Below are 26,476 nucleotides of genomic sequence, written 5' to 3' on the forward strand. Positions count from 1 at the left end.
GTAGGAAAAGAGTAGCTCATTGGAGTTACTCTTTTTTTTCGTTTAAGTGAAATCTAATTAGAAAAATGAAATCATTTCTCCTTATTTACACTCTTTTACATTCGGAGAAGTTGACTTCTTCATCTATAAGTTCTACGATATTAGTAAATAGAGGCTTGATTCGAAAGGGTGGTACTCTTGCAAGATTCTTCTGGTACTACGATTGATCCATTTTTAGAGTGGCTTGAAAAGGAAGGGAAATCATCAAATACCGTCTCGACTTATCATCAGGAACTTAAGAAATTTGAACAATGGCTTCAGGAGCGTCATCGTGGACTTGAAGACGTGAACCGGAATGATGTTCAGGACTACATCCGATTTTTAGAAGAAAAGGGGAAGAGTCCGATTACGACCGATAAGATTCTTGGTGTGATCAGGACTTTTTCTAAGTATTTGAAGAAACCTGATATTACATTTGATATTCATATTCATAAGGCTGAAAAGAGAGATGAGATAGACGTTCTTACTAGTGAAGATTGCGAGAAGTTACTATCTGAAGTAAAAGAGCATGAGAATGAAAGAAACATAGCCATTGTATATACGCTGCTTCATACCGGGATTCGTGTATCGGAGTTGTGTGCGCTTAATAAGTCTAATGTAGATTTGCAGCAAGATCTGCTTAAGGTTCCATCCGATAGTGGTAAGGGCAGGGTCATTCCGCTTTCTGAAGAAGTGAAATATCATCTTATGAAGTATTTGCCGCTTAATTCGATAGAGGCAGCTTTGTTTGTTTCGAAATCACATGAAAGATTAACGGAGAGAACCGTACAGTATATGCTGAAGAAGTACGGTGTCAATGCCCAAAAGTTGCGACACACGTTTTGTCAGGCATTGATTGATAAGGGAGTGAGCCTAGAAGTCGTCTCTAAGCTTGCTGGCCATAAGGATATTAATGTCACTAAGAGATATGCCAGGACCAGAGTGGAGCAGTCGGAGTACGAGGATGCAATCCGAAAGACCTTTTCGCCTGAAGGATGACCTGCTATAACAATGATAAAACCCCTTATTCAAAAGAATAAGGGGTTTTGGTTATTCGATAATATGTATGTCGGAATTTTTGTTATGCATATCTACATATATATACAAAATCCTTTATCTTACTCCTATATGATAGTAAGTATGATATAGGTGAGGGGGATATGCTGAATTTATGAGAATGTTACTATTGATTGGATTGATGATCGTCACGCTTTTTACACTAGTTAGTGGGAAGATTTATTGGGATGATAGGATAGAAAGAGTACAGGCCAAGGGGCAAACAGCGCATGAGGATTTTAATACTGGCGGGGATTCCCATGAGGAAGCTGAGGGAAAAAAGAACGTTGATGTCGTTACTCTCGATAAGCTAAATCTGCTTCCTAAAGAGATACAATCCTTATTTCGGTTAAAGGTGGGCCAGGGGCAATCTGTCAACCTTGCTATAGTTGGGTCAGCATCTGCCTCTAAAACAGAAAAAACATGGTCCCACTTGCTTGAAAGGAAATTGGTTGATACATACGGTGCCTCGGTGATTAAGATTACGACGAAAGAGATAGCAAATAAGACCTCCACACAGGTCATTAGTGAAAAGCTCCTTGACGGCCTTGCTGCATCCAAACCGGACATTCTGCTAATTGAGCCCTTTCTTTTATACGATAATACCAAATTGCCTATGGACGATCGATTGAAGAATCTTTCTACCATCATTGAACAGTTTAAATCTTTTAATTCCGATGTCACGGTCATGATTCAACCGTCCAATCCGATCTATCAAGCCCATTATTATCCTAAAGAGGAAAAGGAGTTGGAAAAATATGCCTATACTCATGGCTATACGTATCTCGACCATTGGAAAGCCTGGCCAAGCGGTGAATCGAATCAGCTGTTGAGTTATCTTACGGGAGGGGGGTTGCCCAATGATAAGGGGAATGAAGTTTGGGCACGTTATATAGAAGATTATTTCATTCAAAAAGCAGTTGATTGAGCCCATATTCCTGGTTGTCTAAAAATGTTGTCGATAAATAGATTAATAATTTATGGATTATTCAGACTTTTTTATAATATAATTGACAATATAAAGAAATTAACAGGAAGGAGGACCTGGTTTGCCGGTCTATTATATGAAGGAAATTTGGACGCCCCTGAAGATCATTGGAATTAAATTTTTCAGGTGCGAAGAAAAAAGGGTGTACATAAAAATTTTTCAATATCCCCGGAGACGGCTCTTTAGTTAACCAAAGAGAAAAGAATAGGATAGAACATATATGTACGATAAAGGCAAAACCATTGAAAGGTGGTGACGCAAAACTACAGGGGCTAACGTTCATCGAACTATGCCTGCCAGTTACCGAATACATATTGTTCCATGCGACTAAACCTTGAAAAGGTTTTTTTTATTTGGACAAAAAAGGTGTTTGAAGGCTGGGAAGATACGGTGAAAAGTGATCTTGTAGGTTGGTATAGTATTGGGCAGTTTAATCATCATGGTACCCACCTTTACACTATACTGATTTTTCACAAAAGAAACCTACAAATATACGAAAAAAAAAGCATAAGTCGTATGCAGAATAGAATAAACCAGAAACGATTTTCTACTTGAAAGTCCACATTTCCTCAAATTATGAGATTTTTCTCAAAAAACAACCAAATATAAATGGAAATATTCTGGGATTGGTATATAATAGTAATAAAGTCTCATATCTATAAAGATTCAGATAATAGAGGCTAATTTTGAAAAGAAAAAGGATGGTGTTTGGTTTGAAGAGTTTAAAAGAGTTGGTTACCCGGGGGACGCTGGCGATTGTCCCTGCCTATGATGGGATTCATCAATGCAGGGTCCATGACTTCGGGGGGATGAAGACGCTCAGCACGAAATCCACCAAGGAGATCCTGGACGAGTCCTGTATGGCTTACAGGTCCACATACGATGGAAGGATCAAAGCTGTCAGGCATGCCTTCGACTACCTAAGAAAGACACCTCTCATGATTTGCCCGCAGCAATACATCTATGCGATACCTACGATGGCCCCAACCGATTATGATTGTATCTGGTTATTCTGCCAGCATATTGAATCGACCTCCACCAGAGAAGGAAAAACCTATGTACATTTTACCAACGGGGAAAAGCTTGAGATCAACTGCTCAGAAAGTGTCATCAAGAGACAGAGGGAGCGGGCCGCCGTCACCATGACCCATTTCTCCACCATCCCGACCATTTCAACACTGAACCGTAACGAAACCGAACTCTATCTCCCGGGATTCCACTCACACCTCCAGAACCTGACTGAATTCGACTCCAGAGGGACGGACCTCTAAATAAGAATCAATCGAATAAGAAGAAACAGGAGTAGGAAACGTGTTCCAACTCCTATTTGACGTTGTTCGATAAATCTAGAAAACTTCCCCCCATTATTCCCACCAAAAACAATGGTCTATTCTAAAATTTAATTTCATATAATACAAAATAGAATTGAAATATTATTTTATAATTGAGTATAATAGAGTTAATGAAAACGCATACAGATTTCTGGGAGGAATGACTTGTGAAAGAAGATAATGTTTTTGAATTATCAACAGAAAAGGTGAATCAGAATACGCTTGGGATCGATACGGCGAGTACCGGCGACATTCTTACCATGATGAATGAGGAAGATCAGAAGGTGGCGGAAGCGGTAAGGCTCGTCATCCCGCAAATAGAAGAAGTGGTCGATAAGGTTGTGACGTCCATTTCGCAAGGGGGAAGGCTGATTTATATGGGAGCCGGTACAAGCGGCAGGCTCGGTGTCCTGGATGCGGTTGAATGCCCGCCGACGTTCAGTGTGACCAGTGATGTCGTCATCGGCTTGATTGCAGGTGGCGAAAAGGCATTCGTGAAAGCGGTGGAAGGTGCCGAGGATGATGAAGGCTTGGGCGTGGCAGATCTGAAGGAAATCGATCTGACGCCACAGGATACGGTTGTCGGGATCGCAGCGAGCGGTCGAACTCCCTACGTCATAGGTGGACTGAAATACGCGAGGGAAATCGGGGCGACCACGGTGGCTCTTTCCTGCAACAAGGGTTCGAAGATTTCTGCTGAAGCCCAGCATGCGATTGAAGTCGACGCAGGTCCCGAGGCATTGACGGGATCGACCCGCTTGAAGGCAGGGACCGCACAGAAGATGGTCCTGAATATGATTTCCACGGCAGCCATGATCAAGCTTGGGAAGGCATACGGAAATCTGATGGTGGATGTGAACATCAGTAATTACAAGCTTGAACAGCGGGCGATCGGCATCATCGAAAGCATCACGGGTGCCGATAAAGAAACGGCAGCCGCGACGTTGAAGACGGCGAATAATGAAGTGAAGCCTTCGATTGTGATGATCACCCTCGGCTGTGGGTATGAGGAAGCGAAGAATCGCTTGGAAGATGCCAACGGATATGTCCGCCTGGCCATTGAAAAATAGTCTATTTGTATAGGGGTACCTGTCCCATCCCATTCATAGACATTAAATGGGAGGGACACTCAATAGATTGAAGGAACGAAAGGGGAAGGTGAAATTGACGAATAAAGAACTGGCTGAAGTCTTATTGGAACGGTTTGGCGGGGCTGATAATATCGCAAGCTATGAACATTGTATGACGAGATTAAGAGTGAAAGTGTATAACGAAGAACTCATTCAGAAAGCAGAAATCAAAAAAACCGAGGGAGTCCTTGGATTTGTTGAGGATGAAACATACCAGGTCATCCTTGGACCGGGTAAGGTCAATAAGGTGACGGAAGAATTCGGGAAGCTCGTTTCAGCCGGTGCAGGGGACCTTGACCTGAAGGCAAGGGCAGCAGAGCAAAAGGCTGATCTGAAAAAGAAAAATGCCACACCATTCAAGCTGCTTCTAAGACGCGTGGCCAATATCTTCATTCCACTCATCCCTGCACTGATTGCGTCAGGGTTGATCACGGGCTTCACAAAGTTCTTCGTACAGGCCGGCTGGCTGAACGGGGAATCCCAGCTTGTCATGATGCTTTCCATCATCGGCAGTGGATTATTTGGGTATCTGGGTATCCTTGTCGGGATGAATGCAGCGAAGGAATTCGGAGGCTCGGCGGCGCTCGGCGGTTTGGCCGGAATCCTGATCATCAATCCCGCGATCGGTGATGTGACGCTGTTCGGAGAAAATCTATTGCCTGGCCGCGGTGGATTGATCGGGGTTTTGATTGCCGCCATCTTCATGGCGTTTGTAGAAAAGAACGTTCGAAAGGTCATTCCGCAGGCCATCGATATCATTGTGACGCCGACGATTGCGTTACTTGTCACAGGTTTGTTGACGTATACGGTATTTATGCCGGTTGGCGGTTTTATTTCAGACATTATCACAAATGGACTTCTATCCCTTATTGACATGGGTGGCCTGGTTGCCGGATTCGTCCTCGGTGCCACCTTCCTGCCACTGGTTGTGACAGGCTTGCACCAAGGATTGACGCCAGTCCATCTGGAATTGATCAACACGATCGGGGACGATCCCCTATTGCCGATCCTTGCGATGGGTGGAGCCGGTCAGGTTGGAGCGGCGTTTGCGATCTTCATGAAAACGAAAAAGAAGAAGTTGAAGAGAGCGATCGGAGGGGCTCTGCCTGCCGGAATGCTTGGTATCGGTGAGCCGCTTATCTTCGGTGTGACGCTTCCTTTAGGCCGACCGTTCCTGACTGCCTGTTTAGGTGCAGGATTCGGTGGGGCATTCCAGGCGTACTTCGATGTTGCGACGTTTGCCATCGGCGTATCCGGATTGCCGCTGATTTTCTTAGTCAACGCAGGGGAGATTCTCTACTATACTCTTGGACTATTGATTGCTTATGCGGCAGGATTCGCTTTGACGTACCTGTTCGGGTTCAAGGATGAAATGGCGAGTGAGTTTGAATGATCGGTATATCCGTCTATCTGTCTGATGAAGACGCGGAAGAGAGAATCCTCCGCGCTTCTTCATCGGGTGTCAAACTGGCGTTTACCTCCCTTCATATTCCGGAAGAATCGGGAGTGGGTCCGAAGCGTGTTGGCGAGCTCCTGTCCCTTTTTAAAAAGGAAGGATTTGAGGTGTTTGCCGATGTATCGAAGAGGACGCCTGAGAAGCTTGGGCTCCATCATTTTGAAGAGCTGAAAGGGTTGGGAGTCACCTCCCTCCGGCTCGATGATGGATTCACGACGGAAGAGATGCTGGAGTTGTCCCGACACTTCCGGATTGCCATCAATGCGAGCACCGTCGGAGAAAGGGAGCTTCAAGAGTGGATCGATTGCGGGATGGAAACGGGGGACATGATTGCCTGGCATAATTTTTACCCTAAGCCGGAAACAGGACTTGATCAGGAGTATTTCCTGAAGCAGCAAGATTTGTATGACAGGCTCGGAATTCCTGTCTATGCGTTTATACCGGGAGATGAAAAAAAGAGGGGTCCCCTCCATCTCGGACTGCCTACACTCGAAGATCATCGCGGTCAAAATCCATATGTCAGTGCCGTCCAGTTGAAGCGGTGGGGTGTGACCGGCGTCTTTGTCGGCGATCCCGGATGTTCGGGGGAACTGCTTCGAAAGCTCCATCACTTTGATCAGGAAGATGTCATCGAGCTCTTGTACAAGGGTAGCGGTGAAATCGAAGGGGAGTATCAGCTCCGGCCGGATCCTGGTCGGGACGTACTCAGGTTGCTCGATACAAGGACGAAGGATGAGGTGCCTCCCCTTGATACAGTGGAAAGGCCGCGGGGTTCGATTACACGGGATAATGATCTGTATGGACGGTATAGAGGGGAAGTGCAGATTGTTCGGAAAGATTTAATGAGAGATCCTGCAGTAAATGTGCTGGGGAATATATGTTTTGGGCCATTAATTGATTTGGTTCAGCCGGGGCAAAAGATCAGGTTCATAAAACAAGAACGATAACATAAAAAGAAATCCTGTCTACGGATCGAGACAGGATTTCTTTTTTACTGATCAACATAGCTTTTAAATTGTTTCATGGATACAGAATGAAAGATTTGAAACCTGGGAATCTCGTATATATGAGATTCGGGTGTAGCAAGGGCTTCTTCCGTTGTGAAGGCCATTTTGAAACCAAGCTCTTTCAAGATATCGATGGAACCTGGTGAATATTCACCATACGGATAAGCGAATGCGAGATTCTCACCCTCTAAATGAAAGAGGCTTGTCTTTAGATCTTTTTTTATTTCCTTTTGCGACTTTGATAATAGGTAAGGTTTGAGCACGTCATTCTTCTCATGATCCCGTTTATGGAGGTTATACGTGTGACTCTCAAATTGAAATACATCACATGCCTTTGTCAGCTCTTTCGTACTGAAGTACTGAACATATTCCGGGGTATATGTCTGGATGCGATTGGAAATCGCTCCGGTTATCAGGAAGCTTGCAGCTTGAAAGCCATATTCTTTCAATATTGGGTAAGCTTCCACGTAATTATCTTTATATCCATCATCAAAGGTCAAGACAACACTTTTCTCGGGGATCTTCAAATCCCGGGATAAAAACGCATAAAGCTCATCCAGTGTCAACGTAACGTAATCATTCTCTTTCAGGTACTTCATTTGTTTTCGGAAGTTTTCCGTTGTTACGATCATCGGATTTATTTCATCATCGATATAGTGGCGTTTGGATAGGTCTCCTTCTTCTGTAATGCGGTGATATGTCAGAACCGGAATGCTTTTCGCCCCTCCTTCTTTTACCGGAAATGAACGAATGTCCTGTTCTGATCCCTTCATGCATGCATCCAGGCCAAGTTCCTTGTCTTCAGGATAGGCCCCTTCGTATTCTTTGGCCAAAAGGTCATACTTATTGATATAAAATCCGAACCCCAAGAATATAAAGCTGACAAGAAAGAGAAATCCAAAGGCAAAGGTGACTTTCATGAAAAACTGCTTCATGCCCTTTTTTCCCCCTTCCAACCGACAGATCCGGATCGTTCAAGTTTATCCCAGGCCTGGGGCTTATAGAAATAGGACAGTGTTCCATACACAACGAAAGCCAGGTTGATCATCCGGTAGATGAAGATTTCAGAAGGAAGGAAGAGCAGTATGCGTCCTATGTCTTTTTTCGAAAAGGTAATATTGTGAAGGTGACAAATATAAATGGTCGTGATGCTTTGATACATAAAAAGGAAAACCGCCGTTAGTCCAAGCAGAATCAAAAGTAAGAAATTTCCCCTGTTCATAAAGAGCACAAAAGGAGTGATGATGACAGGGAAGGCGTTCAGAGTACCAATAAGGAATTGATCCAGGAGAAAGAAGACAGAGAATCTTTTTGAGAACTTGTGAAAATAACATCTGCGATAGTGGACGAGGCAATCGATGAAGGCCTTCTGCCAGCGAACCCTTTGTTTGAACATATCCCTGAAGGTACTGGGGCATTCGGTATAACAGATGGCTCCTGGAGCAAAAGCAATTTTTTCTTTTCGCCCGTTTTCTTCTATCCATTTATGGAGCTTCAGGGTAATATCCATATCCTCACCGATCGTGCTTCTGAACCCCTTGATCTTAAAGAGGGTCCCCCTCCTGAATGCGCCGAAAGCCCCGGCAATCACGGTGATCGCACCGACGGACGCCTGGGCACGCTTATGAAGGAAAAATGCCGTTAAATATTGAAGGAACTGGTACCGGATAATACCGCTTACCTGAAATGTTGGCCTTAACTGGTGGAGTTCCCCTTTAAATGCTTGAGAAATCATGACATTTCCACCAGAAGCAATGACTTCCCTTTCCTGGAAAACATCATTCATTTCGGATAACGCATTTGTTTCTAATATACTATCTGCATCGAGGGTGATGACGACCTCATTTTTGCTAAAGTTGATGCCTGCATTGAGGGCATCTGCTTTTCCCCCATTTACCTTATCGAGAACAAAGATGCCGGGATATTTAGTAGAACGATAGAAATTGAGTATCTCCTTATGCTTCAGTCTGCTATCTACAGGTCGATAATATCCCTTCAAATCAAGGGTTTGTCTTAATACCTCAAGAGTTTGGTCCTTGGAGCCATCATTGACGATGACGAGCTCGGCTGGTTGATGGTCCTGATGCAGAAAGCCCTGGATGCAATTTTCTATCACCCTGTCTTCATTATAGGCGGGAACAATGACGGAAAAACTGTAATTCTTATACACGACTTTCTCTTTCTTTTTTTCATTTTTGAAAATGGGGATGATGATGTATACCGTTTGGAACAACACAAAAGCGGTAAAAATAGCGAATGTGAGATAGAGAAAAAACATAGCATTTATCTCTCCTTACTGTTTGCTTGATAGACTCTTACATAATCGATGAGAAATTCTTTCGTCGAGCTATCATCTGGATCAGGTGGACCGGGCCATGTCCCGCCAATGGCTGTATTAATATAAAGAAATAATGGGGTATCGGGTGAATGCATCGTTGTTTCAAAAACCACTTCACCATCGAGTGTCCATGAAATGTTCTCCTTCTCCCAAATCAATCCATACGTATGAAAGTCATCAGAAAAGTTGGTATTGCTTGTGTATGTCGAGTAATCCCTCCGCTTTTCTCCATTTGAATCTGCCCAGTGAACGACAAAATAAATTTCATTTGGCACCTGCCCGATATTCTCCATAATATCAATCTCGGGAAGCCACTTTTCATTCGTTGAATTCACAAGCCACAAAGCAGGGAAAATTCCTGTTCCTTCAGGGATTTTTGCACGTATTTCCACTTTTCCATATGTGAACTCAAAGAGGTCTTCTGTCGTGATTGCCCCGGATGTGTAGCTTCTCTCCTTGAAGCGTTCTTTTTTGGACTGTATAACCAAATGACCATTTCTGATTTTCAGATTGTCAGGAGAGTAGTATTGTAACTCTTCATTTTTATCCGAAGCCCAATCTTGCAAGTTCCACCGGCTTCTGAAATCATAGCTGTCGAATTCATCGTTCCACACTAATGACCAGGGGTCTTTCTCCTTTACTTCAGCGGATAACGCTTTTGGGGGAAGTTCAACCTGTCTCTTCAAGCCTTCATTTTCCTGAGTAAGCCCCTCCGAGTTTTCAAATTTCTTCTTTATGGAAGAAAGAAGATCTCCCTGGTTGGAACATCCTGATACTGTGAGCATCACTATTAATATTCCTACTATTATTCTGATTTTTGCTCCCTCCTTTTAAGAGAATAAGGGTGTTTGGTCCTTCATCAAGAACAACTCATGTAGAAAGGGGAGGAGTGGTTTGTTCTGTATTGAGAACAATTGTATCAAAAAAGAATAACGGGGTAAAGAATTATCAAGTTAAGTTTATGTAAAAGCAAGGAATGGTTCGTTTATTGAACCTGCCGATCTTGCCCGATCTCCAGTTAGAGGCAGCAAACGTTTAGGTGATGATACATTGTAGAATAGGTGGAAACAAAAAAGAAGTCAGTCTCATACGCCTGGCTCCTTTTCCGTGCATCCTATTATTTGTGCTTCCTTTATCCCTAGCCGCCTGATACTTCCTGAAGGCAATTCTATAACAGAGTGGGCATGTCTAACTGGGAGGGTCATTTTCCAAGGATGCAAATCAGGAATCAGTTTGATCACCCTTTGTTCTCGATCGAGGAATACTGCGTCTATAGAAAATCTCATAAAGAACATGTGAATGGAGTTGCAGGGAGTAATCCAGATTCCTTCTTCCTGCAAGGGCTTCTTCCTGAACATCAACCCTCTCAATCTCAATAAAAAGCGATCGGCCTTCTTTAATGGATAGGGAATTGTTCGATATAAAGTGGTTTCCTCCAAGTCTTTCATCCTACCGCTCCTTTAAAAATAAATGTAGATAGACCTACTATACAACAGAAATTGATTAGTTCTCAATAGCGAATCATGTCGAATTTTTTATACAGCAATACTATTTACATGTTCATTATAATGAACTATTATGAGTGTACAAGGTGGTTCTTAAAAGAGAACAATCTATGAATCAAGAGGGACATACAAAAGGAGGAACGACAAATGGTGAACAAAATGAAGCAGTTAGTGATGGAAGAGGAAGGTCAGGGATTGTCGGAGTATGGGTTGGTGTTGGCTGGAGTTGTAGCTGTGGTTGCGATTGCGGTGGGTCTATTAAAAACAGAAATTACAAATCTATTCACAGGGCTTCTGAAAAGTGAATAAGATACCCGTTTTAAGTAAGCCCTGCAAAACAAGTAGGGCTTACCTTTACTAAACAGGAGTGATTCTTATGCTTTCCATCTATTTCGTACTTATATTTGCGTTAGGTGTATCCCTATTCACTGACTTGAAGAAAAGAAAAATACTGAATATCATCACATTCCCTGCTATCCTGATCGGCCTCCTATTCTATTCCATTACACAAGGATGGGATGGATTTTTTTTTAGCAGTGCAGGCTTCCTTGTGGGAATGGGGACATTACTGATCCCCTTCTTACTCGGGGGGATGGGTGCCGGGGATGTGAAGCTGATGGGGACGGTCGGGGCCCTTATGGGATCAGTATTTACATTGAAAGCATTTGTGGTGGTGGCTCTCATTGGCGGTTTCATTTCCTTGATCCTGATTGTTAAGAAAAATGGGATCATCCATTCGGTTAGAGCGTTTTATTTATTTCCGGTCCTGTTATCGGGGACAAAGGGGATGTTTCAAATGAAAGCCGACTCAGGATCGTCCATCGCCTTTCCATACGGTGTTCCGATTGTAATCGGGACCTTCATCACGTTGTTGTGGGGGGTTGTGTAGTGAAAAGTGAAAAAGGACAGTCACTTGTGGAATATGCGTTTGTGCTGCCCTTATTCTTATTACTCATCTTTGGGATTGTCGATTTCGGAAGGTATTTCCACGCCGCACTGACGGTGGATCATGCCGGGAGGGAAGCGGCAAGGGCGGCAAGTGTGGGGAAAAGCGACGTGGTGGGAGTGGCTGTGGAAAATGGGGCGAGCATACATTTAACCGCGGGTCAGGTTCAGTTCTCAACATCGACGGAGGAAGCGACCATCCGGATCGTCTATCCGATTACCTTCATCACTCCCGTCATCGGATCCCTTGTCGGGACATTGAATGTAGAAGATACCACGGTTATGAGGATTGAATGATGATGAAATTAAAATCGATAATTGGAAATGATCAAGGAAATATAGTGGTGTCCGCGGCTCTCTTCATGGTCGTATTGTTGGGGGTCGTAGGTCTGGCCTTGGATGGGGGAAGGATTTATGCCGAAAAGAGTTCGCTTCAGAAAGCACTTGATGCCGCCGTCTTGGGGGGAGTTCAAGTCATTCCGAGTAAAGGGGAAGCAGAGGCGATTACTGTTGCAAAGAACCTTGGGGCAAAAAATGCCCATTCCCTGGATGGAGGAACCTTTTCCACCACCGGCCAATCATTAAAGGTCAGTCAGAAAGTGACGGTGCCGATGACCTTTGCCCGGTTCCTTGGTTTTGATGAAGCTGCCGTATCCGCTTCGGCCAAAGCCATCGTAGCTCCTTTGCAAAAAGGGTTGAGAATCACCCCGATTGCTGTGGAAAAGGATTCCCTTCCACATAACACGGAATTGAAATGCGATAATACCGGTAAACAACATGGAAACTGCGGTTACCTTGCTTTTAATGGTAGAGGGGCAAGCAATCTGAAAGACAATATACTGAATGGGGTGGAAGTGTCGGTTGGGGAATTTGGGACGGTTGAGACCGAGCCCGGTCAGAAATGGGGCCCGGTTGAAGACGCGTTCACGACTTTGATCGATCGAGATGCCGGCAAGCCCCATTGTCAAAGCGCTGCTACGGCGGATAACAAGTGTGCCCGTGTCATTTATATCGTTGTCATCGATACATGGGAAGGGGTGAATGGCAGGGATACAGTAAATGCAGTGGGATTAGCGGCCTATTGGCTGGAAGGCATGCCTGAGAAGAAAAGGGTAACAGGTAAGTTCCTCAAAATGGTCACCCAAGGAGATATTGATGAATCGGCTCCTGATTATGGCTTGTATGGTGTGAAATTGGTTGAGTAAACTCTTTATTACTAGTAGCGGGAGGATGTTATGAAAACGAAGCGTATTTGGATGTGGTCATTTGTATTTGGAATCATTGCGGCACTTGTCGCTTATGTCGTCGTCTTTCCGGCACCTGCACCGGTTCCTGCTTCCACGACTACGGCAGTGAAGGACGATGGAAAGAAACCGGAACAAGAACCTGAATTGCCAGGCAGGGAAATGAATAACAAAATGATCCCTGCTGCAGAAGGTATGCGAGCCGTCTCCCTAAAGGTAACGGGCCTTGAACAGGGGGTTTCAGGGTATATTGAGCCAAATTCACATATTGATATCATTGCCTATGAATCGACCAGAGATGAAAAATCAAAAAAGGAGATGCGGACGGCTAAGCTCGTTCTTCAGAATATCAAGGTACTCGCCTCAGGTAAATCAGCGGACGGTACCGACGAAGCGCTTCGATATGAAACGGTGACGGTCGAGGTGACACCAGCACAAGGGGTTGAACTTAGTCTGGCATCAAGGGATAAGGATGGATTCTACTTTATGCTGCGTGGAAAAGATGATGCGCATATAGAGAAAGGTCCCATTTCATTTTCAAGGGAAGTTTTTAAAGAAGGGGAGAGTGAGGAATAGTGATTAACTGGTTTTATTACTCGGATACGAACACAGCTCCGGGAGACTTGGAGTTACTCCTTCAGAAGCAGTCATATGAACTCCATCAATTTCCGCAATGGGAGGATTTGATTTATCGAATCAAAGAAACGGATCATTCCATTCTATTTCTTAAAGCCAATGCCATTTATGACGGGTTTGAGCTGTGTCAGGAAATATCAATCCTGTTCCCTCATCTCTATATCATTTTAATCGTGCCGGATCATATGGAAAATGCAAGAAGAGCCATGAATGTGGGAGCATCTAACATCCTTCATTATTCATCGGAACAAAAAGAGAAAAAGGATGTCATCGATCAAGCCGTTAAATACTTGAAGCTCCGGGAAACGGGCGTGAACTTTCATCTTTCGAAAAATTGTAAAGTCGTATCGGTCTGCAGTCCCAAAGGTGGAATTGGACGGACCACAACGGCTGTCAACCTTGCAGTGACATATGCACAGATGGGGAAAAGGGTAGGGGTGCTGGACGCCAACCTCCAGTTTGGTGATCTGTTCATGCACTTTGATATCAGACCGAGTGGGACCCTTTATGAATGGGTGAAAGAAGAATATGAACGACATCGTTTTTCACTGGATAAATACCTCGTCGAACATGACAGTGGTGTCTCCATCCTTCCAGCGCCCCTCAGGCCGGAATTCTTTGAAATGATCACGGAGACCCATATGGAAAAAGTAATCGAAGAAATGAAAATGAGGTTTGACATTCTGATCATCGATATTCCTTCCTACTTATCAGAAGTTCATTTGAAGTGTTTGGAACGCTCGGAGGAATGCTTATTACTGGTGACAAATGACCTGCCGGTTTTAAAAAGAAGCAAGCTCTACATGGAAGCGCTCGATTCATTCCAATTCAGAGACAAAATAAAAATTATTCATATTCACAATAAGAAAAAGAAGCAGCTGGACCTGGGTAAAATGGAGAGGATTCTTGAAACCGTCGTCTTTTCTACCATACCGGCTCAAGAAGCTGTGATTGCCCAATCCATCAATCTGGGAATCCCTGCCGTTCTCTCGCATCCACGTAAACCGATCGGGAAGGGTTTTCTCACATTGGCCAAGAAGCTCATTCATCCGCCTGCTGAAATAAAACAAGAGGTACCACCAACGAAGAAAAAAGGTGTCAAACAATTAGTGCCTATGAAAGGAAGGTTATAGGATGGCCGTCTTCAGCAAGGTTGCCCAGGATCACAATTTGAAAGAAAACCACACTGATCAAGCCATGATGAGAGCTCCCAAAACCAATGAATTTTGGGAGCTGGGATCGCGACTCCATCACTATATAATAGAAGAATTAAAAAAATATCCCGGTCAGAATGAAGAGCAGGAGAAAAGTAAAATTAAAGAATGGAGTGAGGGATTTCTAAGTGAAGAGGGAGGACGGTTGACCTTCGAAGAGAAAAATCAGCTCGTGGAATCGGTGGAAGATGAGCTTCTGGGTTATGGTCCGATCACCCCTCTTTTGGAGGATTCTTCTGTTTCCGAGGTTATGGTCAATGGACCGCACCAAATTTACTACGAGCAGAATGGAAAGTTGATTCGGAGCTCAGTCACCTTCAGGGACGATCAGCATGTTCAGAGAATCATCGAGAAAATTGTCTCTCCCATCGGCCGCCGGGTGGATGAGAGCTCCCCGATGGTGGATGCAAGGCTCCCCAATGGTTCCCGTGTCAATGCCATCATTCCTCCCCTTTCGTTAAAAGGACCGATCGTCACAATAAGAAAATTTTCAGATACGCCTTTTTTAATAGAAGATTTGATACAATTCGGCACATTGAACCATGATATGGCGGAATTTCTTAAGGCATGTGTGTTGGGGCGATTAAATATCTTTATCAGCGGTGGAACCGGTTCAGGGAAAACGTCCTCCCTGAATGTTCTTTCATCGTTCATTCCTCATGACGAACGAATTGTGACCATTGAAGATGCGGCAGAACTTCAGCTCTCCCAGGAACATATTATTTCACTTGAATCCAGGCCGACGAATATTGAAGGAAGAGGGGAGATAACGATTCGGGATCTCGTCCGAAATGCGCTGAGGATGCGTCCCGACCGGATCGTGGTAGGAGAGGTGAGGGGTACTGAAGCTTTGGATATGCTTCAAGCGATGAATACGGGGCATGATGGAAGCTTGAGTACAGGACATGCCAACTCACCCCGGGATATGCTTGCACGGCTGGAAACAATGGTCATGATGGCCGGGTTCGATCTGCCGGTCCGAGCTATCCGCGAACAGATCGCCAATGCCCTGGATGTCATCGTCCAACAGGTCCGCTTAAAGGATGGCTCAAGAAGGATCACACATATTACGGAAGTACAGGGGATGGAAGGGGAAACCATTGTACTTCAAGATCTTTTTCACTTTAAGGAAACAGGATGGTCCCATGATGGGAAGGTGGTGGGAAGGTTCGTCTCAACAGGTATCCGGCCGGCGTTCATTGAACAACTTGAAGGAAATGGCATAGCCGTATCCCCGACCTGGTTCAAGGGGGAGTGGTAAGGTGGAAAATGGTATATGGACCTTAGGGATAGTCTTTCTCACAACCTGTTTCTTCTATATTATCCTTTCAAAGATTATGAAAAAACGACACGTGCAAAAGCGGATGGATCGCTATTTTGGCTCCCCTTCTTCCAGGCAAAGCGAGGAAAGTGAAGTAAAAAGGCACCACCCCTTGGAGAATATCAATCATACAATCTCCAAAGCATTCAAGGGTGTTCAGTTCAGTCAGAAAACAAAGGCACTATTAGTACAGGCAGGGAGTTCCATGTCGCCGGAGCAATTCTTTGCGTATCGGTTGATGGGCGCCGTTTCCCTCTCTTTATTACTGTTGATTCCCGGTCTGCATTGGATATTTGCGGTGATCGGCCTGACAATCGGCTTCCTCCTTCCAGGACTGGTAATGTCGCGGAGAAGGAAAAAAAGATTACAAGCCTTGCCGTTACAGTTAATTGACGCATTGGGAATGATGGCGAATTCAATGAGGGCGGGCTTCAGTTTTATGCAGGTGATGCAGCTTGTAGGGAAGGAAATGCCTTCCCCCATAGGGCCTGAGTTCCAACGGGCGGTCCGTGAAGCCGGACTTGGGATTCCGTTGGAAAAGGTATTTGACGATATGATCTATAGCTTACCCAATAAAGAGTTGGAGGTTGTCCTCGAAGCCATCATCGCCCAGCGGAGGAGCGGTGGAAATTTAGCCGAATTACTGGAAACGATGGAAGATACCATCAGGGGGAGAGTGAGGATCATGGGGGAACTGAATACGTTGACATCACAAGGGAAGCTGTCTTCACTTGTCATCACCATGCTCCCCATCGGGCTGGGTTTCTATTTATATGTAGTCGATCCCAATTATTTCGGTCCGCTCATTCACCATCCAATGGGCATCGCCATGCTCGTATTTGCGGGGTTACTCGTATTGCTTGGCTGGTTTGCCATCCAGAAAATACTGAGGATCGAGGTGTAGAAAATGAGTATTCTCTTTTTGTTGATGGCCATCTGTTCATTTACATGCTTAGCAGCAGCCATCCTTTTAACCTTAAACCGGAAAAGGATCGCCGTTGATACTCGGATCAATCACTATTTTCACCACATTCATCAGATGCACTCTGCCGATAAGGATAAGGGCAGAAGGAAACCCCAACGATTCACGCGATTATGGAATCGTGGACTGCAGCTGGTCAGTAAAAAAACAAGCAAAACCAAACAAAAGAAGCTGGACCAACTCATCCGGGATGCGGGTTATTCTGGGAAACTGACAGCAGTTGAATTCAGGTTGATTCAACTGCTTGTAAGCTTCGGGGGAGGAACGGCCGTTTTCTTCCTGTTTGCTCCCATGGCTGACAATATGGAGATGACGCTCCTTATGGCCTTTGGAATGTTCTTTCTTGGTTTTCAATACTCCACTTTCTATTTAAGTAAAAGAAGGACTCAGCGCATTGCCCGGATTAACCGGGATATGCCGGACTTCTTCGATACAGTGAATCTATTGATCGAAGCAGGGCTCGGCTTGGATGCTGCGATCTTAACGGTGTGCCAAAAGAAAAAAGGGCCGCTGTCCGAGGAATTTCTGTTCGTGTTGGAAGATATGAAACGAGGGAAATCAAGGAGGGAAGCATTCTATGAACTGCGGATGAGAGTCCCATCCGATTCCCTGCAAAGTACATTGACCACCATGATCCAAGCAGACTATCTTGGAGTGGGAATGGCAAAAGTCATCCGGAACCTGACCATCCGCATCCGTGAGCAGAGAAGGGAATCAGCGAGAGAACAGGCCATGAAAGCTCCCGTCAAAATGCTCTTTCCAATGGTCTTCTTCATCTTCCCATCCATCTTCATCGTATCCCTCGGTCCCCTTATCGTCAAAATCCTGACCGAAGGCCTGATGTAACCTGAGGGACGGACCTCCAATTAGGAGGTCCGTCCCTCTATGGTTATGAATGTTCAAATGATTGTAATCATTCCTCATGTTTTCTGGTATGATAATATCAACGAATATTTCGACAATAACCGGAGTGAAGGGAATGCCAATCAATGACTAGTGCTTCAACCATGCTGATTCAATACCTGGAAGATCATTCAGACGAATTTTTACATAATTGGCTCAAAAATATCGTAATCTCAGAAAGCGACATCTATAAAGAAGAAGTGTTGAACAATGGAGTGAAGATGTTTCAATTAGTGAAACGTGCGATCGTAAAGCCACTCAGTGAAGAAGAAATCACCATACTTGCCCATAAGACAGCCCTGGAGCGGGTCAATGCCAATGTGAATATCAGCGAGTTTGTATACAACGTGAACATAGGGAAGAGCATCATCATCAAATGGGTGAATAATTCCGGGATCGAACTGCGGGAATTACAGCCTTTGATTGAAGACATCAATTCGTTATTTGACCGCTTTTCCTACCTTGCCGTCAGAAAATATACGGAAATCAAAGAGCAGCAGCTTCAGGAGAAAGAGCTGTACATCGACCAGACTCATAAGGAGCGATTGACGATCCTTGGTCAGATGAGTTCAAGCTTCGTTCATGAGTTCCGGAATCCCCTCACGTCCATCATCGGATTTACGAAGCTCTTACAGAACGGTTATCCTGATCTTCCATACTTGGATATCATGCAGCACGAGCTTGAACAATTGAACTACCGCATCTCTCAATTCCTTCATGTGTCCAGAAAGGATATCATCGATAGTACGAGGGAAGAGATCACTCTGGCCGACCATCTGGAAGAAACCATTGAGTTTCTGTACCCGAGCCTCCTGGATGGGGATGTGTCGATTGATTTCAATTGCGGTGCTGACATCAAGGTGCTTGGGAACAGGGATGAACTAAGGCAGGTCTTTCTTAACCTCATCATGAACTCCATCGATGCCCTTCAAGAAGTGGAAGGACGTCGGCAGATCATTGTGACCTGTGATGTGAAAGAAGGAAGGACGAACCTGGAGATTTCAAACAACGGGCCCCGGATCAAGGAAGAAACCATCGAAGCAATCTTTGAACCTTTTTATACGACAAAGGATCTTGGAACGGGGATCGGTCTCTATATTTGTAAAAAGCTGATTGAAAAGCATGGCGGGAATATTTCCTGCCGCTCTAATGATGAATGGACGACATTTACGGTGGGGATCCCTGTGGAGTCAAACGTCGTCATGTAATGAAAAAACCTCGTTCACTGGGAATGAGGTTTTTTGACAGTGGAATGAATGACGGCAGGTCTTCCGATCGAGTAATAATCTATTGCAGCCTCCTCAGCTTCTTCAAGGGAGAAACAATTACGGCCGTCAAAAATGATCGGGGTTTTCATTAGCTTGGAGATGGTTTTCAGTCGTAAGACCTTAAATTCCTCCCATTCGGTCGCTATGAAGACCATTTCCTGATCCTCGATGGCATCGAAGCAGTTGTCTGCGAAGGCGACACTCGACCCGAGGATGGATTTCGCGTTTTCCGTGGCCACCGGGTCGTATACCGTCACCTGGACCCCTTCCAGGAGGAGTTGTTTGATCATTTCAAGGGAAGCCGCTTCTCTGATGTCGTCCGTATTGGGTTTGAAGGAGAGGCCTAATATCCCTGCGCGTCTCCCTTTTAATTCCTTTACGTGGTCCTTTGCGATTTGAACTAATTTTACCTGTTGTTTCGCATTAACGTGAATGACGGATTCCAATAACTCAAACTTATGTTCCATTTCCCCTGCCATTTGAACGAGGGCATTCGTGTCTTTCGGAAAACATGAGCCACCATAGCCGATCCCCGCCTGAAGGAAGGAAGCGCCTATGCGTTGATCCATTCCCATTCCTTTGGCCACGTCCTCAACGTTTGCGCCAAGCTTTTCGCACAAATTGGCGATTTCATTGATGAAGCTGATCTTGGTTGCTAAAAAGGCGTTAGACGAATATTTGATCATTTCAGCACTTTCGATCGAGGTGTGTAAAACCGGGACCCCAAACGGTGAGACCATAGCTTCCAATTTTATAGCCGCTTCTTCTTCTTCCGTACCAATCACGATCCGGTCGCCGTTGAAGGTGTCGTGGATGGCTGAGCCTTCTCGAAGAAATTCGGGATTCGAGGCTATCATGAATCTTCCCGGGGAGGAGGATTCTGTGTTCAACCAGGACTTGATCTTATGATTGGTCCCCACGGGTACGGTACTTTTGGTCACGATGATCGTTCCTCTGCGTTTCACATGGGAACCGATTTTCCCCGCCACATCCTGGATGGCGGACAGGTCGGCAGAGCCATCGGGAAGGGAAGGTGTTCCCACGGCAATGATGATGATCTCAGCTTTTTCACATGCGACCTGATAGTCTGTGGTGAAAGACAGGCGGTTGTTCTTTTTTACTAAAGCTTCTAATCCCGGCTCATAAATGGGCGACTTCCCGCGCTTTAATATTTCTACTTTCTGCTTGTCTGTGTCCAGGCAAATGACATGATGACCGATTTCTGCCAGACATGCCCCCGTGACAAGACCAACATAGCCGGCGCCGATCACTGATATATTCATTCCGACCCCACCTTTTCAAGCAATTCTTTCAGGTATGACGTCAACGGCAATTGTAGTTCCGGTCGTCTCATCGCACATTCAATCGTCGCTTTAATGAAGCCGAACTTATCGCCGATGTCATATCGGTCCCCGTTAAATACTTTGGCGTACATTGAGTGTTCCTGATTATAGTGGTTTAAAGCGTCGGTCAACTGAAGCTCGCCGCCTGCCCCCACTTGCAATCGTTCCAGATAGGGAAAGATTTCAGGGGTCAGGATATATCTTCCCATGATGGCCAGGTTTGAAGGAGCTTCAAGAGGATCCGGTTTTTCAACCATTCCCCTGATCCGATGGAGATCGTTTCCTGACATTTCTTCCGTTTGAAAAGGGGTCACGATCCCGTATTTTGAAACGTCCTCATCCTTTACTTCCTGCACCCCGATAATGGGCGCCTGACACTCATTAAATGAGTCGATCAGCTGACTGACACATGGTTGTTCAGAAAGAATCATATCGTCCCCCAGCATGACGGCAAACGGATCATCCCCGATGAAGGAACGGGCACAGAGAACGGCGTGACCCAACCCCAGTGGTTCTTTTTGCCTGATATAATGGATGTTTGCCAGATTCGCAATCGACTGCACTTCCTCCAGGGCATCCCATTTTTCTTTTTTCTCTAAACTCGCTTCTAATTCATATGATTTATCGAAGTGATCCTCGATACTCCTTTTTCCCCGGCCGGTAATGATGATGATGTCCGTAATCCCGGAGTGCACTGCCTCTTCAATGATGTATTGAATGGTTGGTTTATCTACGATCGGAAGCATTTCCTTCGGTTGAGCCTTCGTGGCCGGGAGGAATCGTGTGCCGAGACCTGCTGCAGGGATGATCGCTTTCGTGACCTTCTTCTTCTTGGGTAAGGATGATGCCAATAATAAGGAGAGATCGGATTGTTTCATTCTTTACACCTCCGAAAATATGTATCTTCTTCTATATTATCAGAGGAGGGGGGAGGATATCCCTTGGGAAAGGTTGGTTTTACGAAGAATTTACATGGGTAGGGGTACATTGGGTGAATGATCTTCCTTCTGTTTCTTAAATCTTTTGGGACTGACAGCGAATTTTTTTCTATTTAACAGTTAATGGAGTGATTAATAGAAACTGAGTGATATAATTGATATAGGAAAATAGAATCATTCAGTTGGGAGCGGTATGATCTTGGTACAAAATGAAAAAGGGGTCACGTTACTGGAAGTGCTACTGTCCATCACGATCTTATCCATTATTTTATTGTCGATAATGAACGTTTTTCCTCAAATGGGGATGATGAATGAGCACAATGAAGCTAAATCGCAAGGTGTGAATGAAGCGAAAAGGGTTTTAGTAAACTGGAAGGCTTCCGAAGAAGTGGTTGATTTCCTTCAAGATCCCGCACCCGCCAATCGGCCGATGGGTTATAAAAGGGAAGACACTACCTATTATTACTTTCAGACTTTAGAACAACCATTTGACGTATATATAAAAATCAAAAAGAACACTGACTTACATTCGGCTCCATCTAAAGCTCACCTGGTAGAGATCAAGTTACTGAAAGATCATCGCACAGTGAGTGAAACTTACGGATACATAACGATCGGTGAATAAAGGGGGGAGCTTGATGCCCAATGAACGCGGACTGACCCTGATTGAAGTGCTGGCCACCACCACCATATTATCAATTATTGGTGTAGTGATCTGGAATGTCTTTTTTCAAGGTCTTACTTATTCAGATAAGGCTGTCACTCAAAATGCATTGCAGCAGGAGTCTAACTATGTAAACATGAAGCTCACAAGGATTCATCAAACGTCAGAGGAGTATGAACTAACCAGTTCAAACTGTATGATCAAAGTGAAGTATAAGACTAAGAATAATGAGTTATTGGAAGAAACGTTTAAGGATCCTGATCTATGTTTATCAACAAGCTATTCAGGAATAGTCGATCCAAACAAGGAAGATCTCCCTATCACCATTACGATCCAAGATAAGGAAAGAGCTGCAAATAAGTTTGATATAGAAACGGTATTTTACAGGTTGAAGGAGAATGGGAGCGAATGAGACATTTCAAAAATGAAAAAGGCTATGCGTTGGTCACCGTGTTGTTAATCATGGTCGTATTCATGGTAATCTCACTCTCCTTTATGAGTCAGTCATTTACTAGTGTCAAGCAGAATAAGGTAGTCGAAAAAAACAATCAATCTGTAGCGTTGGCTGAAATGGGAGTCTCCTTTTACCAACTGGCTGTGAGAAATGCCTATCTTTCCAATCAAGAGAATATTGTGAGCAGGGTTAAGGAAATGATGGCTGCTGATCGCAGAAATCGGATAGAAAAATCACAGGATTATTATACTGGACGTGTTGTTTCCCTTATGACACAAGCCATGCGAACTTCATTGGAAAGTGAACAAACCAGCCTTACCATAGAAGACCGCGAAAATACTTCTTATTCCATTCAGGCTGTGAACATATCTTCCCAAGGGAATGATATCATCATTTCCTTTACAAGTCTTGGAACACAGGAGAATGAAACTTCAACTCTCAGCGCTGAGATGACGATCCCGATCAAAGATGTGGGATTGACAGAAGGAGGGGGGGAGTCAGACACTTCGACAACGTATTCGCTGCCAGATTTCACTCACATTAAAAAGCCCTCGGATTTAGCGGGAAAATGTAAAAACCCTCCTCTGATCTACGATAGCTGCAGTGAAATTTTGGTGGATGGATCCGCTTCTTTTTCTCAGAACCATAATCAATTAGAAAATAAGCTTATTTATACTACTGGTGCTTTACAATTAACCGGTAATGCCAATAATATGAGTCACACTCAGATTCATACAGAAGGTTCCATGTCTCTTGGGAAAAATATGAATGGTGCAGAGGATATATTCCTAGAGGTGAAAGGGGCTCTGAGTGTAGGCGGGCAGTTGAGAATGGATCGGTCGAATGTACAAGTAGGAGGAAGTATGAGTGTGGATGGTCATCTTGAAGTGGAAGACCAATCCTTCGTGTATGTTGGAGGAAGCGCAGGTATATCTAAACATCTCTCAATCAGTGCGAATTCGAAGATGTGTGTAGGGGGAGATTTAAATGCAGATCAATTGGATATAGACGGAAAATTATATGTGAAAGGATCTGTAAATGGGAAGATTAAGTCGGGTGAACCGGTAAAGGTCAATCAGACAGATTTTGAAAAGTATTGCGGTACCCTTGACTCCTCCAAAGACCTATCAATAAAGTGGGGAGAGATTAAAAATAATATCGAATACAGCTATTAACGAATCCATTCAAGAAGCAATCATCTAGCCGGTGATTGCTTTTTTAGTAGGGTATCATGGTCTTGCATCCTCTTTGTCATAAAAAACCCCTGAATCTCCTCAGATCCAGGGGGTTCATTCGGTTCATGACCCCAAAACCGCAGCGGTTTCCCGATCACCAATAAAGTCATTCAGTTCTTCAGCCGGAACGGGCCTGCTGAAGTAGTACCCTTGGGCATACTCGCATTGCAACTCCTTCAGCCATTCCAATTGAGACTGTGTTTCCACGCCTTCTGCGACGATGGTCAGCTGTAAATGCTTCGCCATCGCATGGATGGCGGAAACGATCGCTTTATTGGACTTATGATCATCCAGTCCCATGATGAAGCTCCGGTCGATCTTCAACGTTTGAATCGAGAATTTCTGCAGGTAGCTTAATGAGCTGTATTCAATGCCAAAGTCGTCGATGGCGATTGATACGCCGATTTCACGCAGGGTATTCAGTTTCGCTAATGCTTCCTCCACATGATGCATCGTCGTGCTTTCCGTGACCTCCAGTTCAATAAGGGAAGCGGGGACGTCGTATGTGTTCAGAACGTCTCTGACCATGTCGACAAATGTGGCATCATGAAACTGACGGGAAGAGACATTAATCGAAATCTTGAACTCATGTCCCTCCTTCATCCATGCCTTGAGCTGCTTGCAGGCTTCAATCAGGATGCGGTGCCCGAGGGGGATGATCAAGCCGGTTTCTTCCGCCAATGGGATGAAGTCTGCGGGGGAGATCAAGCCTTTGACGGGGTGATTCCATCTGATCAAGGCCTCCACACCGATCATCCTGTTCGTCGTTAACGAGAGCTGCGGTTGATAATATAGCTCGAACTCCTCATTCACCAAGGCTTTACGCAGGTTTTCCTCGAGCTCGATCGGGTTGATCCCTTTTTCTTCAAGCTGATCGGAAAATAGTAGCTGATACGCACCTTCGCTTTTTTTCATCGTATACATGGCGATGTCCGCTTTTTTCAAGAGGGTGGAAAGATCATGCCCGTCATGGGGATAAAGGGAGATCCCGATGGAGGTCGACGTCATGATGTCGTGTCCCCCGATATCAAAAGGGGTTTTCAGGCTATCGTGGATCGCTGCCGCCATCTTATGAACGTCGCCCCTATTTTTGATGGATGGTAGGAGGACGATGAACTCGTCCCCGCTCATCCGGGCAATGAATCCGTTCGTTCCCAATACCTTGACGCATCTTTTTCCGACACGGGAGATGAGCTCGTCCCCATAGCCGTGACCCAGTGTGTCATTGACGATTTTAAACCGGTTGAGATCCAGGAGCAGGATGGCCATCTGGTCACACCCTTCCCGAACCTTTCTCTCGAACACTTCATTAAAATACCGTCTGTTCGGTAATCCGGTAAGCTCATCGTGATAGGCAAGATATTGGATTTGTTCCTTGTCCTTCTTGGCTTCCGTAATATCCGTCGCGAGGACATGAGCCCCGGTCACTTCCCCGTTGAGGTAGATCGGCACGACGATCACCTGGATGGACATGAGATGCCCTTTGCGATGAGGCAGATCGATTTCAAGTTTCGTCGCTTCCCCACGCAGTGAGTGATGGAATGCCGCCTGAATCTGTTCCAAATCCTTCTCAAGGACATAGGTTCGGAACCCTTTTCCCACAATCTCCTCTATCGGATAGCCTGTCAGCTCTGCAGCCCGCACGTTCGCTTCCACGATGACGGCCTCCCGGTTATAGGTAAAGATGGCAGAGAGATTATTTTCATACAAGGACTTGTATTCCTGCTCCTTCTCATAAATCTCTTTCATCTGCTTTTTATGTAAATCATTGGCCAATTGATCCGGGATGAACCAAAGGATCAGCAGGATACCCATTTCGAGAATGAAGGGGAACAGATGATTATTTTCCACCATGGAAAGATGGGCTCCGTATTTTTCGGGGGCGAGAAGGGAATAGGCCGTCAAATAAGTGATCCCGGAAAAACCAAGGCCCATCACTAAACTCCAAAACGCGTGATGCGTTCCTTTATAGTGACCGATTTCCTGATTATTCAGCTGCAACAGCATCCGGAAAAAGGGAAAGGTCACGCCCAGGGTCATTAAAATCGTCAGAACGATGTACATAGGTTTTAATTCGACAAAAGGATAAATCAGTCCAACATAAGTAGAAAAATTCCCAGCCATCATAATCAGGGAAAAGATGAACCCTCCCCTTATGAAATTCACTTTATCCGTGTTCACGCCCTGAAAAAGCCGGAGGGACAGATAAATACTGAAAAAACAAATCACTAAAAAGATCGGAGCGAAATAAATGAACCGCTGGATGAAGATATCATATGAGACCATCAAGGTTACAGAAGCATGAAGCAGGCAGTAAAAAATAGTGTAAATAAGGGAAGGAAGCAATAGTTCCTTTTTGCGCACAACCTGCTTTTGACCGTTTCGCTTGAATGCTTCTTTCAGTGCCAGATAGCTGCATCCCGCCGATAATAAAATACTCATCATTATATTTATAGTAATCACCAAAAGATCAGTCATTTTTACCTCCGTCCAAATACCT

Annotated in this window: 26 protein-coding genes and 1 riboswitch; of the genes, 19 read left to right on the forward strand and 7 right to left on the reverse strand. The window is 44.8% G+C overall.

The window, feature by feature from the left end; translation table 11 throughout:
• The first annotated feature begins 177 nt into the window (after positions 1–177).
• From CN378_RS10440 to CN378_RS10470, 6 genes are all read left to right on the forward strand, one after another.
• Positions 178–1,017, forward strand: coding sequence for a tyrosine-type recombinase/integrase (locus tag CN378_RS10440; RefSeq protein ID WP_179884869.1), 840 nt, complete (start codon positions 178–180; stop codon positions 1,015–1,017).
• A gap of 172 nt (positions 1,018–1,189) precedes the next feature.
• A complete protein-coding gene (locus CN378_RS10445; protein WP_098351833.1) occupies positions 1,190–2,002 on the forward strand; it encodes an SGNH/GDSL hydrolase family protein in 813 nt (270 codons plus the stop codon).
• Positions 2,003–2,284: 282 nt separating this feature from the next.
• Positions 2,285–2,370: riboswitch (cyclic di-GMP riboswitch) on the forward strand.
• A 405-nt stretch (positions 2,371–2,775) separates the two neighbouring features.
• A complete protein-coding gene (locus CN378_RS10455; RefSeq protein WP_179884870.1) occupies positions 2,776–3,333 on the forward strand; it encodes a competence protein ComK in 558 nt (185 codons plus the stop codon).
• Between the two features lie 227 nt (positions 3,334–3,560).
• Entirely contained in the window at positions 3,561–4,463 is a 903-nt protein-coding gene (gene murQ, locus CN378_RS10460; protein WP_098351836.1) for an N-acetylmuramic acid 6-phosphate etherase, read from the forward strand.
• Between the two features lie 88 nt (positions 4,464–4,551).
• Positions 4,552–5,916: a PTS transporter subunit EIIC gene (locus CN378_RS10465; RefSeq protein ID WP_257141106.1), complete on the forward strand. Its 1,365-nt coding sequence runs from the start codon at positions 4,552–4,554 to the stop codon at positions 5,914–5,916.
• Positions 5,913–6,926, forward strand: coding sequence for a MupG family TIM beta-alpha barrel fold protein (locus CN378_RS10470; protein WP_098351838.1), 1,014 nt, complete (start codon positions 5,913–5,915; stop codon positions 6,924–6,926). The genes CN378_RS10465 and CN378_RS10470 overlap by 4 nt, the downstream gene beginning before the upstream one ends.
• 44 nt (positions 6,927–6,970) lie before the next feature.
• Here CN378_RS10470 and CN378_RS10475 read toward each other — a convergent pair whose 3' ends face one another.
• The 4 genes from CN378_RS10475 to CN378_RS10490 all read right to left on the reverse strand — a co-directional run bounded on the left by CN378_RS10475 (position 6,971) and on the right by CN378_RS10490 (position 10,763).
• Positions 6,971–7,921 carry a polysaccharide deacetylase family protein gene (locus CN378_RS10475; protein ID WP_098351839.1) on the reverse strand — a complete coding sequence of 317 codons (951 nt, stop codon included), beginning with the start codon at positions 7,919–7,921 and terminating at the stop codon, positions 6,971–6,973.
• Positions 7,918–9,264, reverse strand: a complete 1,347-nt coding sequence (locus CN378_RS10480) for a glycosyltransferase family 2 protein (protein ID WP_098351840.1) — start codon at positions 9,262–9,264, stop codon at positions 7,918–7,920. Before CN378_RS10480 ends, CN378_RS10475 begins: the two co-directional genes overlap by 4 nt.
• Positions 9,265–9,269: 5 nt before the next feature.
• On the reverse strand, positions 9,270–10,109 hold the full coding sequence (locus tag CN378_RS10485; protein ID WP_098351841.1) for a family 16 glycosylhydrolase: 840 nt from the start codon (positions 10,107–10,109) through the stop codon (positions 9,270–9,272).
• Between the two features lie 300 nt (positions 10,110–10,409).
• Positions 10,410–10,763, reverse strand: coding sequence for a DUF192 domain-containing protein (locus CN378_RS10490; protein WP_179884871.1), 354 nt, complete (start codon positions 10,761–10,763; stop codon positions 10,410–10,412).
• A gap of 213 nt (positions 10,764–10,976) precedes the next feature.
• Between CN378_RS10490 and CN378_RS10495 the strand changes: the two genes are divergently transcribed.
• The 10 genes from CN378_RS10495 to CN378_RS10540 all read left to right on the forward strand — a co-directional run bounded on the left by CN378_RS10495 (position 10,977) and on the right by CN378_RS10540 (position 19,282).
• A complete protein-coding gene (locus CN378_RS10495) occupies positions 10,977–11,138 on the forward strand; it encodes a Flp family type IVb pilin (protein ID WP_098351843.1) in 162 nt (53 codons plus the stop codon).
• A gap of 67 nt (positions 11,139–11,205) precedes the next feature.
• Positions 11,206–11,718: an A24 family peptidase gene (locus CN378_RS10500; RefSeq protein WP_098351844.1), complete on the forward strand. Its 513-nt coding sequence runs from the start codon at positions 11,206–11,208 to the stop codon at positions 11,716–11,718.
• Positions 11,718–12,071, forward strand: coding sequence for a TadE/TadG family type IV pilus assembly protein (locus CN378_RS10505; RefSeq protein WP_179884872.1), 354 nt, complete (start codon positions 11,718–11,720; stop codon positions 12,069–12,071). Before CN378_RS10500 ends, CN378_RS10505 begins: the two co-directional genes overlap by 1 nt.
• Positions 12,071–12,979 carry a pilus assembly protein TadG-related protein gene (locus CN378_RS10510; RefSeq protein ID WP_179884873.1) on the forward strand — a complete coding sequence of 303 codons (909 nt, stop codon included), beginning with the start codon at positions 12,071–12,073 and terminating at the stop codon, positions 12,977–12,979. Before CN378_RS10505 ends, CN378_RS10510 begins: the two co-directional genes overlap by 1 nt.
• Before the next feature lie 30 nt (positions 12,980–13,009).
• Positions 13,010–13,594, forward strand: a complete 585-nt coding sequence (cpaB, locus tag CN378_RS10515; RefSeq protein WP_098351847.1) for a Flp pilus assembly protein CpaB — start codon at positions 13,010–13,012, stop codon at positions 13,592–13,594.
• Positions 13,594–14,787, forward strand: a complete 1,194-nt coding sequence (locus tag CN378_RS10520) for a CpaE/TadZ family protein (RefSeq protein ID WP_098351848.1) — start codon at positions 13,594–13,596, stop codon at positions 14,785–14,787. Before cpaB ends, CN378_RS10520 begins: the two co-directional genes overlap by 1 nt.
• 1 nt (position 14,788) lies before the next feature.
• A complete protein-coding gene (locus CN378_RS10525; protein WP_098351849.1) occupies positions 14,789–16,129 on the forward strand; it encodes a TadA family conjugal transfer-associated ATPase in 1,341 nt (446 codons plus the stop codon).
• A 1-nt stretch (position 16,130) separates the two neighbouring features.
• Positions 16,131–17,093 (forward strand): type II secretion system F family protein, encoded by a 963-nt coding sequence (locus CN378_RS10530; RefSeq protein WP_098351850.1) that lies wholly within the window; start codon positions 16,131–16,133, stop codon positions 17,091–17,093.
• Positions 17,094–17,096: 3 nt separating this feature from the next.
• A complete protein-coding gene (locus CN378_RS10535) occupies positions 17,097–18,017 on the forward strand; it encodes a type II secretion system F family protein (protein WP_098351851.1) in 921 nt (306 codons plus the stop codon).
• A 143-nt stretch (positions 18,018–18,160) separates the two neighbouring features.
• Positions 18,161–19,282 carry a sensor histidine kinase gene (locus tag CN378_RS10540; protein WP_098351852.1) on the forward strand — a complete coding sequence of 374 codons (1,122 nt, stop codon included), beginning with the start codon at positions 18,161–18,163 and terminating at the stop codon, positions 19,280–19,282.
• 14 nt (positions 19,283–19,296) lie between these two features.
• Here the strand turns inward: CN378_RS10540 and CN378_RS10545 are convergent, their stop codons facing one another.
• Positions 19,297–20,625 (reverse strand): UDP-glucose dehydrogenase family protein, encoded by a 1,329-nt coding sequence (locus CN378_RS10545; protein ID WP_098351853.1) that lies wholly within the window; start codon positions 20,623–20,625, stop codon positions 19,297–19,299.
• Entirely contained in the window at positions 20,622–21,563 is a 942-nt protein-coding gene (gene galU, locus CN378_RS10550) for a UTP--glucose-1-phosphate uridylyltransferase GalU (protein WP_098351854.1), read from the reverse strand. Before galU ends, CN378_RS10545 begins: the two co-directional genes overlap by 4 nt.
• Positions 21,564–21,822: 259 nt before the next feature.
• On the opposite strand from galU, the gene CN378_RS10555 reads away from it, so the two are divergent.
• Genes CN378_RS10555 through CN378_RS10565 form a run of 3 tightly spaced genes read left to right on the forward strand, consistent with a single transcriptional unit; the run spans position 21,823 to position 23,916 of the window.
• Positions 21,823–22,248 carry a PulJ/GspJ family protein gene (locus CN378_RS10555; protein ID WP_179884874.1) on the forward strand — a complete coding sequence of 142 codons (426 nt, stop codon included), beginning with the start codon at positions 21,823–21,825 and terminating at the stop codon, positions 22,246–22,248.
• 13 nt (positions 22,249–22,261) lie between these two features.
• On the forward strand, positions 22,262–22,699 hold the full coding sequence (locus CN378_RS10560; RefSeq protein WP_098351856.1) for a PulJ/GspJ family protein: 438 nt from the start codon (positions 22,262–22,264) through the stop codon (positions 22,697–22,699).
• Positions 22,696–23,916 (forward strand): type II secretion system protein, encoded by a 1,221-nt coding sequence (locus CN378_RS10565; protein WP_098351857.1) that lies wholly within the window; start codon positions 22,696–22,698, stop codon positions 23,914–23,916. The genes CN378_RS10560 and CN378_RS10565 overlap by 4 nt, the downstream gene beginning before the upstream one ends.
• 123 nt (positions 23,917–24,039) lie before the next feature.
• Here CN378_RS10565 and CN378_RS10570 read toward each other — a convergent pair whose 3' ends face one another.
• A complete protein-coding gene (locus CN378_RS10570; protein ID WP_098351858.1) occupies positions 24,040–26,454 on the reverse strand; it encodes a putative bifunctional diguanylate cyclase/phosphodiesterase in 2,415 nt (804 codons plus the stop codon).
• Positions 26,455–26,476: the final 22 nt, after the last annotated feature.

The organism is Bacillus sp. AFS015802, from assembly GCF_002561455.1.
In the GTDB taxonomy this organism is placed as follows: domain Bacteria; phylum Bacillota; class Bacilli; order Bacillales; family Bacillaceae_B; genus Rossellomorea.